At 42.5% G+C, this 15,225-nt stretch carries 12 protein-coding genes; 6 read left to right on the plus strand and 6 right to left on the minus strand.

The annotated features are described in order from the left end of the window. The first annotated feature begins 196 nt into the window (after window positions 1-196). The 5 genes from PCAR9_RS16315 to PCAR9_RS16335 all read left to right on the plus strand — a co-directional run bounded on the left by PCAR9_RS16315 (window position 197) and on the right by PCAR9_RS16335 (window position 5,227). The gene (locus tag PCAR9_RS16315) at window positions 197-853 is read left to right on the plus strand and encodes a response regulator (protein ID WP_179984522.1); all 657 of its coding nucleotides are present in this window, start codon (window positions 197-199) and stop codon (window positions 851-853) included. Beyond that, window positions 853-2,424, plus strand: coding sequence for a sensor histidine kinase (locus PCAR9_RS16320; protein ID WP_179984523.1), 1,572 nt, complete (start codon window positions 853-855; stop codon window positions 2,422-2,424). Before PCAR9_RS16315 ends, PCAR9_RS16320 begins: the two co-directional genes overlap by 1 nt. 294 nt (window positions 2,425-2,718) lie before the next feature. Then, window positions 2,719-3,474, plus strand: a complete 756-nt coding sequence (locus PCAR9_RS16325; RefSeq protein WP_179984524.1) for an SDR family NAD(P)-dependent oxidoreductase — start codon at window positions 2,719-2,721, stop codon at window positions 3,472-3,474. Window positions 3,475-3,482: 8 nt separating this feature from the next. Further along, a complete protein-coding gene (locus PCAR9_RS16330; protein WP_232091237.1) occupies window positions 3,483-4,307 on the plus strand; it encodes a 2-keto-4-pentenoate hydratase in 825 nt (274 codons plus the stop codon). A 101-nt stretch (window positions 4,308-4,408) separates the two neighbouring features. Next, entirely contained in the window at window positions 4,409-5,227 is an 819-nt protein-coding gene (locus tag PCAR9_RS16335) for a thioredoxin family protein (RefSeq protein ID WP_179984525.1), read from the plus strand. Window positions 5,228-5,318: 91 nt separating this feature from the next. Here PCAR9_RS16335 and PCAR9_RS16340 read toward each other — a convergent pair whose 3' ends face one another. Next, the gene (locus tag PCAR9_RS16340) at window positions 5,319-6,764 is read right to left on the minus strand and encodes a DEAD/DEAH box helicase (RefSeq protein ID WP_179984526.1); all 1,446 of its coding nucleotides are present in this window, start codon (window positions 6,762-6,764) and stop codon (window positions 5,319-5,321) included. 408 nt (window positions 6,765-7,172) lie between these two features. Between PCAR9_RS16340 and PCAR9_RS16345 the strand changes: the two genes are divergently transcribed. Further along, a complete protein-coding gene (locus tag PCAR9_RS16345) occupies window positions 7,173-9,269 on the plus strand; it encodes an EAL domain-containing protein (protein WP_179984527.1) in 2,097 nt (698 codons plus the stop codon). 14 nt (window positions 9,270-9,283) lie between these two features. On the opposite strand, the gene PCAR9_RS16350 is transcribed toward PCAR9_RS16345, so the two are convergent. The 5 genes from PCAR9_RS16350 to PCAR9_RS16370 all read right to left on the minus strand — a co-directional run bounded on the left by PCAR9_RS16350 (window position 9,284) and on the right by PCAR9_RS16370 (window position 15,008). Beyond that, complete coding sequence (locus tag PCAR9_RS16350) at window positions 9,284-9,715, minus strand: hypothetical protein (protein WP_232091238.1); 432 nt, start codon at window positions 9,713-9,715, stop codon at window positions 9,284-9,286. Then, window positions 9,703-10,893 carry a hypothetical protein gene (locus tag PCAR9_RS16355; RefSeq protein WP_179984528.1) on the minus strand — a complete coding sequence of 397 codons (1,191 nt, stop codon included), beginning with the start codon at window positions 10,891-10,893 and terminating at the stop codon, window positions 9,703-9,705. Before PCAR9_RS16355 ends, PCAR9_RS16350 begins: the two co-directional genes overlap by 13 nt. Window positions 10,894-11,067: 174 nt before the next feature. Further along, complete coding sequence (gene eda, locus PCAR9_RS16360) at window positions 11,068-11,679, minus strand: bifunctional 4-hydroxy-2-oxoglutarate aldolase/2-dehydro-3-deoxy-phosphogluconate aldolase (RefSeq protein WP_179984529.1); 612 nt, start codon at window positions 11,677-11,679, stop codon at window positions 11,068-11,070. Between the two features lie 89 nt (window positions 11,680-11,768). After that, window positions 11,769-12,695 (minus strand): sugar kinase, encoded by a 927-nt coding sequence (locus PCAR9_RS16365; protein ID WP_179984530.1) that lies wholly within the window; start codon window positions 12,693-12,695, stop codon window positions 11,769-11,771. Between the two features lie 84 nt (window positions 12,696-12,779). After that, window positions 12,780-15,008: a polysaccharide lyase 6 family protein gene (locus PCAR9_RS16370; RefSeq protein ID WP_179984531.1), complete on the minus strand. Its 2,229-nt coding sequence runs from the start codon at window positions 15,006-15,008 to the stop codon at window positions 12,780-12,782. Window positions 15,009-15,225: the final 217 nt, after the last annotated feature.

Consider the following 15,225-nt stretch of genomic DNA (forward strand, 5'->3'; position numbering starts at 1 on the left):
TATTGCTATTACACGCAAAGTGATTCTTAGTATTTAGCATGCTAAACACTAAAGCTTAAGTAACTGCCGGCCATGGATAGGCCGGCTTTTTTTATTCAAAAAATTGAATGTACCGCTAATCTAAGCCATCGGCTTATTCCCTATAAGCCAAATACAACGTAAACTTTATGCATTAAGATAATAATTAGATTTTTCTATGCACATACTCCTCATTGATGACCATGAGATTGTAAGGGACGGCATTAAGACTCTTATCGAGCAAGAGTATGGTTGGCACGTCGCTTACGCTGTAAGTTCATTAAGCGCACTCCCCTCCTTCGCGTCTTTAGACGACATAGATGTAGCAGTTTTGGACATTTCCTTAGCTCAAGAAAATGGTTTTGACACGCTTATCAAAATTAAGAAAGAGGCCCCATTTGTAAAATGCTTGATGCTAAGCATGTACGATCACGTGGGTTATATTAGTAAAGCGCTTGAGCTTGGTGCCGATGGCTACGTTACAAAGAGTGCCGCCACAAAAGAGTTAATGGACGCCCTTGAGTCACTAGAAAAAGATGAAAACTATCTCAGTTCAGATATCAGTAAAAAATTAGCGTTTGGCGATAAGCGTCTGACCTCCATTCTCACAGAAAGAGAAAAGGAAGTTTTTTTGCTACTAGCTAAAGGTTTCCAACCTAAACAAATTGCCTATCACATAGATACTGCGCCAAAGACAGTCATGGTTCACCGCACTAATATTTACAAAAAGCTGAATGTTACGTCTCAATTTGGCTTGCTTCGCATAGCATTAGAAACCGGATACTTAGATGTATCTGACGTCATCTATGACGACACCCTGGTCAAAGCGGATTAATGAATATCACGCGGTATATCAACACTACCTATTTACAGATGGGTTTGATATATACCGGTCTATTTCACAGCGTATGGCTATTTAGCACCCAGTTTGAAATTATATCAGGCACTGTGAGTTGGTATTTACCCGCTGGCGTTCGCTTGGCCGCCTTTTTGTTATTACCGTTAGCAAGCTGGCCCTTGTTGCTTTTTTCAGAAAAATTAACCCACTTCATTTTATTCCATCCAGGGGGCGTTCTTGATAACACCGCCTTTTTAAGCGGAAGTGTCGGCTGGTATTTAGTGCACTTGTTCATATCACCCGCAGTAGTTTGTGGATGTGTTTATGTCTTTAGACGCCGCTTTGCAGCACCTTATATCGATAATGTCCGCAGTACCCTTGCTACCTTGGCATTCGGCGTGCTGATAAGCGTAGCGCTAGGCGCTGTGTTTCTCGGCAGAAGAGCTATTGAAGTACAAACTGACCTTGCGGCTTTTCTTTCTATTTTGTTCGATTTCTCTCTTGGTGACTTTGTAGGAATTATCGTTCTTTGCCCCCTTTTATTTGCGCTATACACTCGCCAGTACATTAATAAAAATGAATCAACACTGTTTATAACCGTGGGAACATGGTTACTTACTTTAGTTTTCAGTAGTTATCTCTATTCTCAAAATATTAATATAAGCTATCAAATTAAGTACCTCGCGGTATTTCCAGCTCTCTTCTTATCGTATCGCTATGCTGTGTTCGGTAGTGCGCTATCTTGTTTCTTTATTGGTATTACAGCGTTTGTGGTAGCCAGTCAGAGCGCTTTACCTCCCATTGAACATCAATTTTATATTTTAGCGCTATGCGTAAGTTGTCTCATTCTAGGGTCTTCTATCAACCAGTCGAGTAAGTTGAATAAAAAACTGGCCCGAAACAACGAAGACCTTGAAATTGCAGTACAAAACACACAAGCCCTCGCTGCCAAGCTAGTGGCATTACAAGAGGATGAAAGAAAGCGTTTATCTCGCGATCTGCACGACGATTTTGGCCACCGCATCGTCGATTTAAAACTTCAGTTATCATTGATTGACACAACCAAAGACCACGACATCTTAATCGACAAAATAGATGCTTTGTACCAGGCGATGAAAAAGAGCCTAGGCGGTTTACGCCCTTCTGGCATCGACACTCTTCCCATCGAGAGCGTGATCGAACGCTCCGACATCATAACTACGCTGAAGCGCGCAAAAATAAATTTTTCATTCAATCTTAGCGGTACGCCTATTAATTTTAAGCCAGAGCAAAAAATACACATTTATAGGATAGTTCAGGAGGCGGTAACTAATAGCATCAAGTACGCTAACGCGAAGACACTTTCTATTGATATTTCCTATGAGTCGCAAAGTGCAACATTCACTGTAGCTGATGATGGTGCGGGTATACCCGACACCATAGAAGGTACAGTTGACGCTAAGCCCACACTCGGCCTGCTTTCCATGAAAGAGCGCGCTAAGTTGATAGATGGAACGCTTGATATAACTAGTTTTACCCCATCAGGGACTGTGGTTAGCCTTTCTATCCCCACCTACAACATTCAATAACACTTTTTATAAACTGAACTAAGATAAAAAATTGGACTTACCAATAAACGTAATAAAGACTTCACTTTTCTCGTTTTACTGATCCTTACCGACGCTATAACCACCCTCTTTCCAAAAACAATAAAACCCTCTAATTTTCATAATATTAAACGTAACAAAAGATTGAAACACCTGTACCGTTAAACATAAATTCATAAAACAATGACAAAAAACACACAAAACAGGTAGACCAATTAATTTTATTGACCTAAGATTGGTTATACACAATGTAATACAACACAAAGAGTTATTGTTATGACGAAGAAAGTAGCACTGGTAACTGGAGCAACAGGCGGCATCGGATTTGAAGTTGCTAAAAGACTTGGCCAAGACGGTTTCACTGTTGTTTTAAATGGCATTGAAGACGATAAGGGCGCAGAGCGTGTAAAAGAGCTTAGCGACTTAGGTATTGAAGCAGAATACTATGGCTTTGACGTTACAAGCGATGAAGCAGTTGATAAAAACGTAAAAGCGATTGGCGATAAATACGGCAAGATCGACGCCGTCATTAATAACGCCGGCGGCCTTGGCGGACGCAGCCCAATGGAAGAAATGACAACAGAGTTTTACCGCTTTGTTATGGCACTGAACCTTGATAGTGCGTTCTTCGTTTCTCGTGCAGCTATTCCATACTTAAAGAAATCTGACAGTGGCTCTATCGTAAATTACACATCTAATGCTGGTTGGAACGCTGGTGGCCCTGGTGCGGGTATCTATGGTGTTTCAAAAGGTGCGGTACATACTTTGACCCGTGCACTTGCTAAAGAACTTGCACCAGCAGGTATTCGTGTAAATGCTGTTTCTCCTGGCACCATTGATACGCCTTTCCATGCGCAAATTAAAGCGACTAAGCCAGAAGTATTTGCTTCTTGGAAAGATAACATCATGCTTGGTCGCCTAGGGCAGCCTGAAGAGGTTGCGTCTGTAGTGTCTTTCTTGGTAAGTGAAGATGCGTCATTTATTACTGCTGAAACCGTTCAAATTGGTGGCGGTCAGGCACTAGGGATTTAATCGTCACGATGTTTCCTGATAAACCACTTACAGAAGACAACCTGAAAACGCTTTCGAATACCCTGGTTAACGCACGCAAGCAAGCCAGTGTATTAGAAACTTTTCCAGCTGATGTTCCGACAACTTTGGACGCGGCCTACCACGTTCAAGACATGTCGCTTGAACAGTGGAACGACGAGATCACCGGCTGGAAAGTAGGCATGGTGATCCCCGAACTTCGCGATCAGATGGGCGCAGAGCGCTTAATGGGCCCAATCTTTAAAAAGGTTACCCATTTCATAGGTCGTTCCCATGCAGACGATGAATTTGTTGAGCTAGAAGTCTACGCTGGCGGTATGGTTGCTGTTGAAGCCGAACTGGTATTCGAACTGGGAGAAGAAATTACGCCCGGCTCAATTGATACTAAGGGACCATTAAAGCACCTAATCAAAGCTGTGTATGCTGGTGTCGAGATAGCCAGTAGCCCTGTTATTGATTTAAATAGCTATGGCCCCACTGCCATCATCAGTGACTTTGGCGTAAACCAAGGTATGGTAATTGGCGCCCCTATAGCGTCGTGGGATACAGTGATTGAGCATATGCAGACATCTGTGTTCATTAATAAAGATCACATTAATACTGCACCATCAAACAACGTATTACGCGGGCCTATGGCGGCTGTTGCTTACTTAATTGACCAAGCTGCAGCGCGGAATATTACTCTTCCAAAAGGCTGTATGATTTGCTCAGGCGCTATTACTGGCGTACATGACACAGTGGCTGGTGCCACATCTACAGTCACTTTCGAGGGTGTTGGGAATATCAACATGAAGCTGATTCCTGTATCAGCTTAAACCGACCTGCTAAAGCGGTAGTTTACTACGGTCAATTACCGCTTTTCTCTTTGCTTTTTATGCTACATTGTTGTTGATTTAACTACTATTTTGACCATTGTATGCAAAACACTTTCTTTAAACGTCAAGCCCAGTTGATTAAGCACAGCTTAACCATAGCTACTTTTATAGCCGCTTTCTCTATTCTAAATGGCTGTGTAAGCACCCAGAATGAAACCCCTTATACTTACGCCCCTTCTTCGTCACCTTATCAAGACGTGGTTAACGCGCAGCAACGAGCTGTGGAGGAAAGCAAGCTGCTTTTGGTTGTCTTGGGAGCACAGTGGTGCCATGACAGCACAGGCTTAGCTGAGCGCTTTGCAACAAAGGAAATGGATCTTATTCTACGCGCCCATTATGAAACCGTGTTTGTTGACGTAGGAACGCTTGAAGACAGAAGAAATATAACCGAGCGATTCAACTATCCGATTTACTACGCAACGCCAACTGTGATGGTTGTTGAGCCTAAAACCAGTGCTTTGTTAAACAGAACGACGATGGATATTTGGGGGCGGGCCGATAGCATCCCTTTGTCAGAGTACATAACGTACTTTTCCCGTTTTCCTGCTATGACAGCTGCGCAAAAAGCTCCACTTATTAATTGGAAAGCAACAGATGAAGAAGCCGCCTATAACAAAGAGCAGGCAATTAGGCTTCAAAGCGCGTATGACAAGCTTGGGCCCCTGCTTGCACAAGATTTACAAGGCGATACTCCAGAAGGGCTTAACCAGCTATGGAAAGAAACCAAAGGTTTTCGTACTGAGCTACAACAGACACTCATTAAACGTGCCGAGCTCACGCTAGACGCTGAGAATAGCAACGGAGTAAACACCACGCCGGCGCTGCGCCATTACAACCCGTTTTCATGGGAACATAACTAAAACATTAGTTTTTAGGGAACATCAAAAAAGGGCCTTTTATACAAAGGCCCTTTATCAATCAACTATCATTTTACTGATAATAATACAATTTTTACGCTTCAGCGCTATTTGAAGCCCTATTACTAGTCGAACTGTTCGACTGGCTATTTCTACGTTTAGCAGGTCGTCTAGCAGTACCTTCGCTTCCTGATTGTCTTTGTCCTCTAGGTTTACCGCCGCCACTGTTACGTGTATTTGGCTTGCCCCCGTGAGAGCTACCATTTCCACTACGGTTGCCCTGTCGTTGTCCCGCTTTCTTATTACCGCCAGTTGACTTGCCTGCACCGCTATCACCTTGAGATGCTTTTGGTTTTTTCGGTTTTTTGGGCTTCTTCGGCTTAGAAAGCGTGGTAACAGGTACAGCTTGCTGAGGCTCAAAACCTTCAAGGGTTTTGCGAGGGAGCAGTTTTTGAATGAGTGTTTCGATATCTTTTAGGTTCTGTAATTCTTCGGCAGAAGCGAAAGACCAAGCTTGTCCGCTCGCACCAGCGCGCCCAGTACGACCGATTCTGTGAACGTAGTCAGCCGCTGTGTTCGGCAAATCCAGGTTAACCACTATCGGCAGTTCGCTGATATCTATGCCGCGTGCAGCGATATCGGTCGCCACCAGAACTCTAATCTCGCCACTTTTAAAATCAGCAAGGGCTTTGGTTCTTGCCCCCTGACTTTTGTTTCCGTGGATGGCGGCACTTGGAATTTTCGAGCGGCTCAGCTTTTCCGCAATTCGGTTGGCGCCATGCTTGGTACGGCTGAAAACTAATACTTGCTGCCACTTTTGCTGCTTAATCAAACAAATTAGCGCAGTCGTCTTTTTAGACTTATCAATAGTCACCAAGTGTTGCTCGACAGCGTCCACTGTTGTATTAGCAGGGGCGGTAGAAATACTTACAGGATCACGAGTTATCGTTTTCGCCAGTGCGGTAATCTCATCAGAAAACGTAGCTGAGAAAAGTAGGCTCTGACGCTCCTGTGGCAATAGTTTCAACACCTTTTTAATGTCGTGGATAAAGCCCATATCAAGCATTCTATCGGCTTCATCTAATACTAATACCTCAAGCTGTGAAAACTTCACAGCGTTTTGCTGATACAAATCGAGTAATCGTCCAGGGGTAGCAATTAGTACGTCCACGCCCTTACGAAGCTTCATCATTTGAGGGTTTATGCCCACCCCACCGAATACCACGGCTGTCTTTAATGGCAAAAATTCACTAAACGCTCGAATGCTTTCTTCTACCTGAGCAGCAAGCTCACGGGTAGGTGTTAGGATAAGCGCGCGAACATTATTGCCAGATACTGGCGTGCCAGACATTAATCTTTGTAAAATAGGAAGTCCAAATCCCGCGGTTTTCCCTGTTCCCGTTTGCGCAGCCGCCAGCACATCCTTTCCTTGCAATACTTCTGGTATTGCCTTTTCCTGGATCGGTGATGGCGTACTAAATCCTCGTTTTTCAATAGCTTTTAACAAGGGTTCAGCGAGCCCTAATTGGGTAAATGACATTAATAAACTCCTGTCATAGGTATTTATAAAAAGTTGCTAACCGCGAAGGTATAAGCGTTAGTGCTTTATTGTTAACCGTGGGGGTTATAGATTACTGGGAAAACCTAAAGAGACACGCCATTGCCAACTTGGCTTATTGGTGTTTGACATCAAGAAAAGAACGTAGGTGTTTACTCTTACAAATTGCGCGTGGAGTCTACCACTAAACACCTTAGGCCACCAGCGCATTTTTTGTTCAAAAGACACCTAAATAAAGCATGGCTCTACCTCTTCATACAATTTCAATCTAATTACTAATTAAGAAATGACGCAAACCGTCTATACTAAATTTGTGAATAAGTGACGGCCCTTTCCTACATTTTATTCAAAGTCGTTACTGCCGGTCCATACAACTTAAAAGAGCATTTTTTGAAAAGTCTTAGGTCAGAGATATCCTTCAATACGCTTGCATCTATTTCAATAGTTAGTGCCCTAATCATAGGCTTGTCCATTTATGTCTACGAAAAGCTTTATATTGAGTTTGTCTCAGAAGAAGTTGATGCATTAGGCGTTAACATGGCCGTCGATCTTATTGATTATATCGAAGAGCCTGCCGGCAGTTTTAACCAAACGGAAATTCTGCTTCGTTTAGATGAGTATGAATACGCTGAAGCGGCTTATATTTTCAGTAGTGACGGTACGCTTTTAAATATTTATATAGGCCCCGCCGGCTTTAAAGACGGTCCTAATAATCTTCAAGAAGTAAGCCCCCTATCTCCCGAGCATCCTAATTTTGACCGCAACATAGCAAGCTTACCACTAGGATTACATCGCACTTCTAATAAAGTAATTATGGTAAAAACGGTAGGCGAAGACATTTACCCAATGGGAAAACTAGCGCTGCTGTTTAACCTTGAGGAAGCATTAAAAGTCAGCCGACAAAGATATATAATTTTGGTTACTCCTTCAGTAGCTTTTCTTATCGCTATCTCGCTAATCATATCTGCTCGAGCGCAACGTAAAGCAATGCGCCCCCTTAGTACACTGATTGAAACCATGGATAGTGTGGTAGATGACAAAACGTATGATGCTAAGGTAGAGGAAGGAGATAAGAGAGAGATGCTCGCTTTGTCTCGCGCATTCAATAATATGATGACAAACATCAAAGCGCAGTCTGAAGCTAACCGGCAAAAAACTGAGATGCTACAAAAGCAGCAGTCCCAGATGGAACGACTTGCCAATTTCGATGCGTTAACAGGACTTCCTAATCGTCAATTTTTGATGAAGCTCTTATCAAATGAACTTACCAAAGCGCAGAAAAACAATTGTGAACTTGGTTTACTGTTCATCGATTTAGATGGTTTTAAATCGATTAACGATTCTTTTGGTCACGACACAGGGGATAGGTTCCTTCTACATATTAGTTCACTAATGGAAAACGCACTCAGTGAAAGTTGTACTCTAGGGCGTTTGGGCGGCGATGAGTTTGTCGTTATCGCTCCAGACATTGACTCGCCCACCCTCCTAGAAGATATAGCTAAAAAGATTGTAAATACCGTATCGAAGTCCCATACGGTCAACCAATTAAGGCTAGATTCAAGTGTCAGCATAGGGTTAGCGCTAGCAAGTGATTGTAATTATGCCGCTACCAACTTAATTACTAACGCTGACGTTGCAATGTACAAGGCTAAGGACAATGGTAAAGCAAGATATGTGTGGTTTACTGATGAAATGTTAGCGCATACGCAACGTAAAGTTCTTATTTCTACCCGAATCACTGATGCACTTGAAAACGATGCTTTTTATCTCAGCTATCAAGCTAAGGTGGATGCAAATAAAAACGTCATTGGGCTTGAAACCTTACTTCGTTGGCAAGATGAGGTGTTAGGTCAGGTGTCCCCTGCTGAGTTTATTCCCATTGCAGAACAAACCGATAAGATTTCACTAATAAGCCTTTGGGTATTAAAGCAACTTAGCCATGAATCGCCCATGCTGATAAAAGCCTTTGGAAGTCATATCACTTTATCAGTGAACTTAAGCACCCATGACTTAAACAATCACAATGTCACACACTATATTCTCAATGAGCTAAATACCGGAAGGCTCCCAGCGTCGAACTTAGAGATTGAGATTACAGAATCAGCTTATATGAACAGCTTTAATGTGGCTAATGCGTTCTTCGAATCGCTTAAAAAGCTGGGTTGTAAACTTGCACTGGATGATTTTGGAACGGGTTATTCTTCCCTTAGTTATCTAACCCAGTTTGATATAGATACGCTCAAAATAGACCGAAGCTTTATCAATAATATAGGCGCTTCTAAGCAGTCAGAAATGATCACTAAGACCATAATTGAAATGGCTAAGAGTTTAAACTTCTCTGTTTGCGCTGAGGGCGTGGAAACGCAAGAACAAGCTAACTTTTTAACCAGCCATGGATGTAACATGCTACAAGGCTTTCTTTATAGTAAACCCCTTCCCATGCTGGACTTAATTCACAGCTTTTCGGTGAAGACACAACAATCCTAGGCCTTATTAACCATTTAAAGACTTCGATAAACAATCCGAATATTCTCTGGTAGCTCTGTGTCGGCTGGAACATACCCGATAGCGCCATCATTGTTACTAACGTAAGTTATTAGAGCCTCCAGGCTGTTAAATTCGACGGGCGGAGTTTGGCGTCCACTGAAGCGCATTTGGGCCCAATAGGATTGAATACGCGACTCTGGTAAAGCAATAATTTTTGCATTGAATACAGCGCGTATTCTAATCCCTGGACTCAAGGCGACCGGGTCCAAAACATAGTTTTTGGTTGTTCCGCTGCTCATGAAGAGGTTGCGAACTTCCCCCTTTGTAAGCGAGAAAGCTTTATCAGCAACATTTGCAACAACCCAAACTCCTTCCTGTGCTATGGCAATTCGAGAGCTTATAAGAATTAGAAAAAAGAGCGTATATTTTCGCATTAAAATATCCACTCTACCGCCACTTGATACAAGGTAGCGTTTCTATCGAAGGCGTTGTCTTTTACTTCATAGAACGATGTTCTACCTTCTTTACCATTAAGAATCGACAGCTCAGCTTTAAGTGCGATATTGGTTTTTACATCCCACCTTGCGCCAAGAGTCCAAGTATCAAGATCATCCGTCGGAAAAAAGCTATTTAGCTGCTCAACTGCAAAATAAAGCTGATCGAGTTCAGGCGACACACCTACAGGTATTACATTGTCGATGGTATTGAGGGATTGTCTGGATGAAGCATAAGTTAAGTGTAAAAGAACCTCATCAAGATAGTAGCCATATGAAACATAAAAACTTTCTAAATTCGCAAGTACATCGATATCAGACGAGACCTTCATCCACTCACCGCTTACATACCAACTAAGCGTGTCATAGCTGGCGCCCAGTAAAAAAGAGCCCGCGCGATCGTTAATATCAAACTGTTCAGCTATGGAGTCGAACCCAGCAGCTCTAAGCCCCTGTAAAAATGGGGCAATTTCATCAATGGTAGTTTTGACTTTGGGGGCATTGATAGTGGCTGTTCTTAATTGCAACCCACCGTAGTTCACTTCAATAACACCACCAAACATATTGTCTACTGCAACGTCTACATTGACACCACTTGAAGCTAGCTCATCTTCATACTTTCCGTAGTAAGCCTCAAAATCTACAACAACGTTGCCAAATGACCTTCTCAACCTTGCATTTCCGCCTTCATATTGAGAGAACAAATAGCTGCTGTAGAGTTGCTGCGGCGCATTAATCCATGGGTAAGCAAACCCAACATCAATAACATCAGAATACTTTAAAAAAGGCGTGCGCAACCGGCCCACATTAATTTGAAAACTTTCACTAGGTGCGTAGGTTAAATACAACCACTCTATACCTGACTCTCTATCGTCGTCGGTATGCAAGAGAAGTTGAGCTGAAGCGGAAAACGATGATGAGTAAGTATAGTCAGCTTGCAAAGCTATAAGTGATTTTTCAGAAAAGCTTATGCTGTCGTCATACCCTTCATAGGTAGCTTTTTTTGTATCCAGTTGACCTGCAACTGCCCTTGCAAAACCTGAAAACTCAAGTTCACCAGCACGGCTTTCGACAACAGACAAGAGTAGAGCGGCTGCAATGGTGAAAGGCAGCACTATCAATTTGATCATAGTCACGTTTTCATTCTAATTGTATAAAGCTAGCGCCACTGCGTTGTATGCGCGAACTATTTCACTAATGATAGCTCGGTTAAGTTATAACACCAATTAATACGCTGAAAAATCAAAAAGCTGGCGAATGTGCCAGCTTTTTGAGGAATGAAAATTAGGAAGGTGACGGGTTCGTTACACTTGCGAACATGCCTCTGTGATGAGGTTCCACTGTTTATCTGCTACCCATTGAGGTTTCGCAACCCAAGTACCGCCTGCCGCAAACACATTACCTAGCGACAGATAGTCGTTGAAATTTTCTGGCGACACGCCTCCCGTTGGGCAGAACTTTGTATCTTTAAATAATCCACCTACCGCTTTCAGGAAAGACGCACCACCTGACAAAGATGCTGGAAACAGCTTCATTTCTCTGAATCCGTGTTCCCGTGCTAACACGATATCTGATACATTCGATACACCCGGCAGCACAGGTAAACCTGAGTCTACCAGCATAGTCAGCAGGCGCTCGGTTACCGCAGGCGTCACGATAAAGTCCGCTCCAGCATTGATAGCAGCATCTAAAGATGCTTTATCGATTACGGTACCAGCGCTAACAATCATATCTGGCAGCGCCTCTTTAATAGCTGTAATGCATTTCGCTGAATTTTCCGAACGCAATACAACTTCAACCGTGTTAAGGCCCGCAGCTGACATTGCTTTAGCAATGGCCACACCGTCTTCTACATTATCGGCTTGAATGATTGGGAGCAGGGTTTGGCCGCCCATAATGTCTGATATTTTTTTCATGGTTTGTCTCTTGTAATACGAGGGGCGGATGCCCTTATAAGTTCGATATAGTGTTTTATTTGGTATTCGAATACTTCGCTTTAACTTACTTAAGCGATAGATGTCACTAGGTCTGCATAGGCCTTTTTATCTACAATGGCGCCAGGATGCTGAATCACAAAACCTGCACACTCAGCGGCTTTGTTTACGCAGGCCTCTGGGCTCTCGCCCGTAAGATACGCCCCTAGAAAAACACCGTTAAAGGCGTCGCCAGCAGAGGTAGTGTCAACAACATTAGTAACAGGGGTTAGCCCTACTTCTGAAACCTCTCCGTTTTCATCAACTAGTGTTACAGCGCTTGCGCCATTTTTAATAATGAGCTGCTTAAATGAGAAAGGCGCTAAAAAGTTTATTATCTCTTCTACCGTTTCAAACCCATACAAGAAGTTAAAGTCTTCTAATCCAGGTAACGCGACATCAGCTATTTCAAACGCTTTTTCATACAATGCAGTGGCATCGTCCCTACCCTTCCAGAGGGCTGGTCGATGATTCATATCAAAAACAATTTTGGTTCCACTTTCTTTAAGTGTTGCAAGTAAACGCCAAAACTTCGGTAAGTCTTCAGTATTTAAAATAGCGAGCGAAATACCTGAAAATAGCACTAAGTCCAACGCAGTCATGGAGGCTTTATCGTCATCAGTAAGCTGTGACATCAAGCACTTCGCGGCAGAATCATTGCGCCAGTACGTAAAAGAGCGCTCGCCTTCTGCATCGGTATAAATTTTATAAAGACCAATATGTTTGTCTGGGTGAGTAAACAGGAAGCGTGTATTAATCGACTCGCTTTGCGCAAAGTCAAGCATCTCCTTTGACAGTGCGTCACTGCCTACTGCACTGACAAAATAGCTATCTAATTGAGGAAACGTGCGCTTTAGATAAACAGCAGAATTGAAGGTATCGCCAGCAAACCCTTCTTCTAATACACCGTTTACTTTTTTAAGCTCGGCCATGCACTCACCAATAAAACCAACTCTCATATCATCCACCCTACGAACTCGTAGTCTTTAATTTTTACTGTAATTACTTTACGTTGCATAAGTTGCGCGCTAGTTTGAGCATTTTTACCCAGGGCAGCGACATTCGTCTTTCGCTTTCAAGAAATCAACAATGTCGATTTCTTTTGTATTTTTAAATGTATTGCCGCTATGCGACGTTTGCGGCTCTCCAACGGTATGTTCAATTTTGACCGGCGCACTTGCGTTGAACTCATTATTTTTAATCTGTGTTTTTTGTACGCCGTGAAGAAAGATGCTTGCTTTTCGTTTGTTTCTTTTACCCAAACCTACATTCGTTAATACGTTCTTAGCTATCGTTACCTTGGGCCCAAAAGTACTTTCGTCGGTGCCACCGCGATAGATAAGTGCTAGTGCACCTTTGACATCGCTAAATGTGTTGTTTTCTAAATTCAACACTTCAACGTTGTAGATGCCTAAATCATCTTTTTCTTTATTTAACGCCAGTACGTGACCTGAGATAGTGTCAAATTGGCTATTAGTGATAGATAACAAAGTCGCAAAGCTTCGGGCGCCTGCTGAAAAGAAGTGATAGCTATGATTTATGTCTAGGTCAGTTACTGTCACCTTATCCATAGTGAATCGGTAATTAGTTAACATGCCCCACTTTTTAGTGCGGATGAATGTATTTCCAGCCGCATCTGGCGCATCACTGCCTGAAAGCGTTACGTCTTCAACTTCCAGTGAACCATTATCACTTATTTCAAAAAGTGCAGAGCGCTGGGGACGGATAATGACTTTTGCGTTTTTGCTTGCTTTTACAGAAAGAGTTTTAGTTATCTTAACAATTTTTTGCTCGCTATAGACGCCATCATTAAGTATGAGAACGTCGCCATCTTTCGCTTTAGCTACCGCTTCAAAAAGCGAATTTACACCTGGCTCTACAGTAATTTCATCTCCTGAACCAAACGGCGTTTCGTACTCTTTTTTCTGATACCAACTTGGCCCTACTTCTGCTTTATTAAGCGGTTTAACACTGTCGTCAGCCCCTACTTTCATTTTTTCAAGAGAAACACTGTTCGATGAAGATAGCTGTATATCGCTTCGTTTCGTAAAACCTTGTTCAATTTGACTCTCTACACTGTAGTTAGCCACATTGTTTGTAAATGCTATACCGCTAATGTCATCAAAAAAGCTAAATGTAGTAGGCACCGTTTTCGCGATAACAAGGTTGTTAGCAAAAGCGCTATCTACAGGTGGCGCTGAACGTTCTTCGTCTGCTCCTGCAGCCAATTGAATGTGCGAAACGTCAATGAAAGTATTGTGATGTATGTTGGCATTCTTTACTTGGTGATAGCGATTTTGAGGTGAGTTGGGCACGCCATTCATTACTGTAAACCCACTGCCAAAGCGGTAGCCAGTAAGTCCTTTAAACACGTTATTAGCCACTTCTTGATCAGCATTAATTACACGTACTCCACCCGTGTTAGGAACACCATTTCCTAAAAACACGTTATTGGTAATTGTGTTACCGTTTCCATGCCTTAGCGTTAGCGTACCGCGAGATTCAATGAAGGTATTGCCGTGAAGAACGTTTCCGCCTGATTTAACGCTGATAATTTCAACTTCGCCGTTACACCGGTCAAACACATTGTTCTCGACTCGGGTAAAAGAGTTTTCAAGTGAATAATGGCTGGTACCAATTCTTAAGGTTTCTCCACCATTTGAGCCTAACTCAGGTCGATAGCCAAAATAATTGTTGTCTATCTTGTGATAGTTTTCGACGCTATCCTTTGAATCTAACCTTACTGCTACAGTTACGCCTCGGTTTCGCTTGCCTGCTAAGTACGAACTATCTAGCCTATTGTGTTTTCCATACAGCGCTATCCAATAGTCACTTTCAAATTTGTCTGGCTTAGAATAGTCTTCAATAACGACTTCAGTGACGCGGGTATAATTCGCAAGTTCGTTTTTACTTATTCTGTAGCTAATTACTGAACCTGATGGAGAGTAGCCGTCTTTAAATACAAGCCCAGATACAATTAAGTGGCTTCCCGCAATAGATAGGTTTGATTGGCCGGAGAGAATAACACCGCCTTTGCTTTGCGCTCTCAATGTAATTGGCTCTTGCTCACTTCCTTGCGCTTTGAACTTAATTTCAAAATCATGGTAGGTACCATTTTTTAGTACGATATCATCGCCAGGGGCAACTTTCTTTAACGCGTTGAGGTAGCTTTTTTTAGAGTCAACTAAGTAGTCTTCGGCGTAAGCCGCTGTATTAAACGCCAAGAGAGTAATAATTCCGATCGCTGACTTACAAACATTTGCTACTTTCATACATTCCCCATTTCGCTGGCAAGATCTGCGGTGATATCTACCTTGATAGTGCTACTGACCTTGCTAAATCGTATAAATCGCACATAAATTGCCAATCTTCTTTTGCAAAAACGCAATTATGCTGTTATTTATTTGTTACTGATTGTTTTAGAATCTAACCAATAAACAGACCAAAAACAACCAATTTATTTTACCAATAACAATAAAATGTATTACC

The sequence above is a fragment of the Alteromonas macleodii genome, from assembly GCF_903772925.1.
GTDB lineage: Bacteria > Pseudomonadota > Gammaproteobacteria > Enterobacterales > Alteromonadaceae > Alteromonas > Alteromonas macleodii_A.

Excerpts from the sequence above, each read along its gene's own strand:
- PCAR9_RS16320 (WP_179984523.1), top strand. The coding sequence starts at position 853 with ATGAATATCACGCGGTATATCAACACTACCTATTTACAGATGGGTTTG.
- PCAR9_RS16365 (WP_179984530.1), bottom strand. The coding sequence starts at position 12,695 with ATGAGAGTTGGTTTTATTGGTGAGTGCATGGCCGAGCTTAAAAAAGTA.
- PCAR9_RS16370 (WP_179984531.1), bottom strand. The coding sequence starts at position 15,008 with ATGAAAGTAGCAAATGTTTGTAAGTCAGCGATCGGAATTATTACTCTC.
- PCAR9_RS16325 (WP_179984524.1), top strand. The coding sequence starts at position 2,719 with ATGACGAAGAAAGTAGCACTGGTAACTGGAGCAACAGGCGGCATCGGA.
- PCAR9_RS16340 (WP_179984526.1), bottom strand. The coding sequence starts at position 6,764 with ATGTCATTTACCCAATTAGGGCTCGCTGAACCCTTGTTAAAAGCTATT.
- eda (WP_179984529.1), bottom strand. The coding sequence starts at position 11,679 with ATGAAAAAAATATCAGACATTATGGGCGGCCAAACCCTGCTCCCAATC.
- PCAR9_RS16315 (WP_179984522.1), top strand. The coding sequence starts at position 197 with ATGCACATACTCCTCATTGATGACCATGAGATTGTAAGGGACGGCATT.
- PCAR9_RS16355 (WP_179984528.1), bottom strand. The coding sequence starts at position 10,893 with ATGATCAAATTGATAGTGCTGCCTTTCACCATTGCAGCCGCTCTACTC.
- PCAR9_RS16335 (WP_179984525.1), top strand. The coding sequence starts at position 4,409 with ATGCAAAACACTTTCTTTAAACGTCAAGCCCAGTTGATTAAGCACAGC.
- PCAR9_RS16330 (WP_232091237.1), top strand. The coding sequence starts at position 3,483 with ATGTTTCCTGATAAACCACTTACAGAAGACAACCTGAAAACGCTTTCG.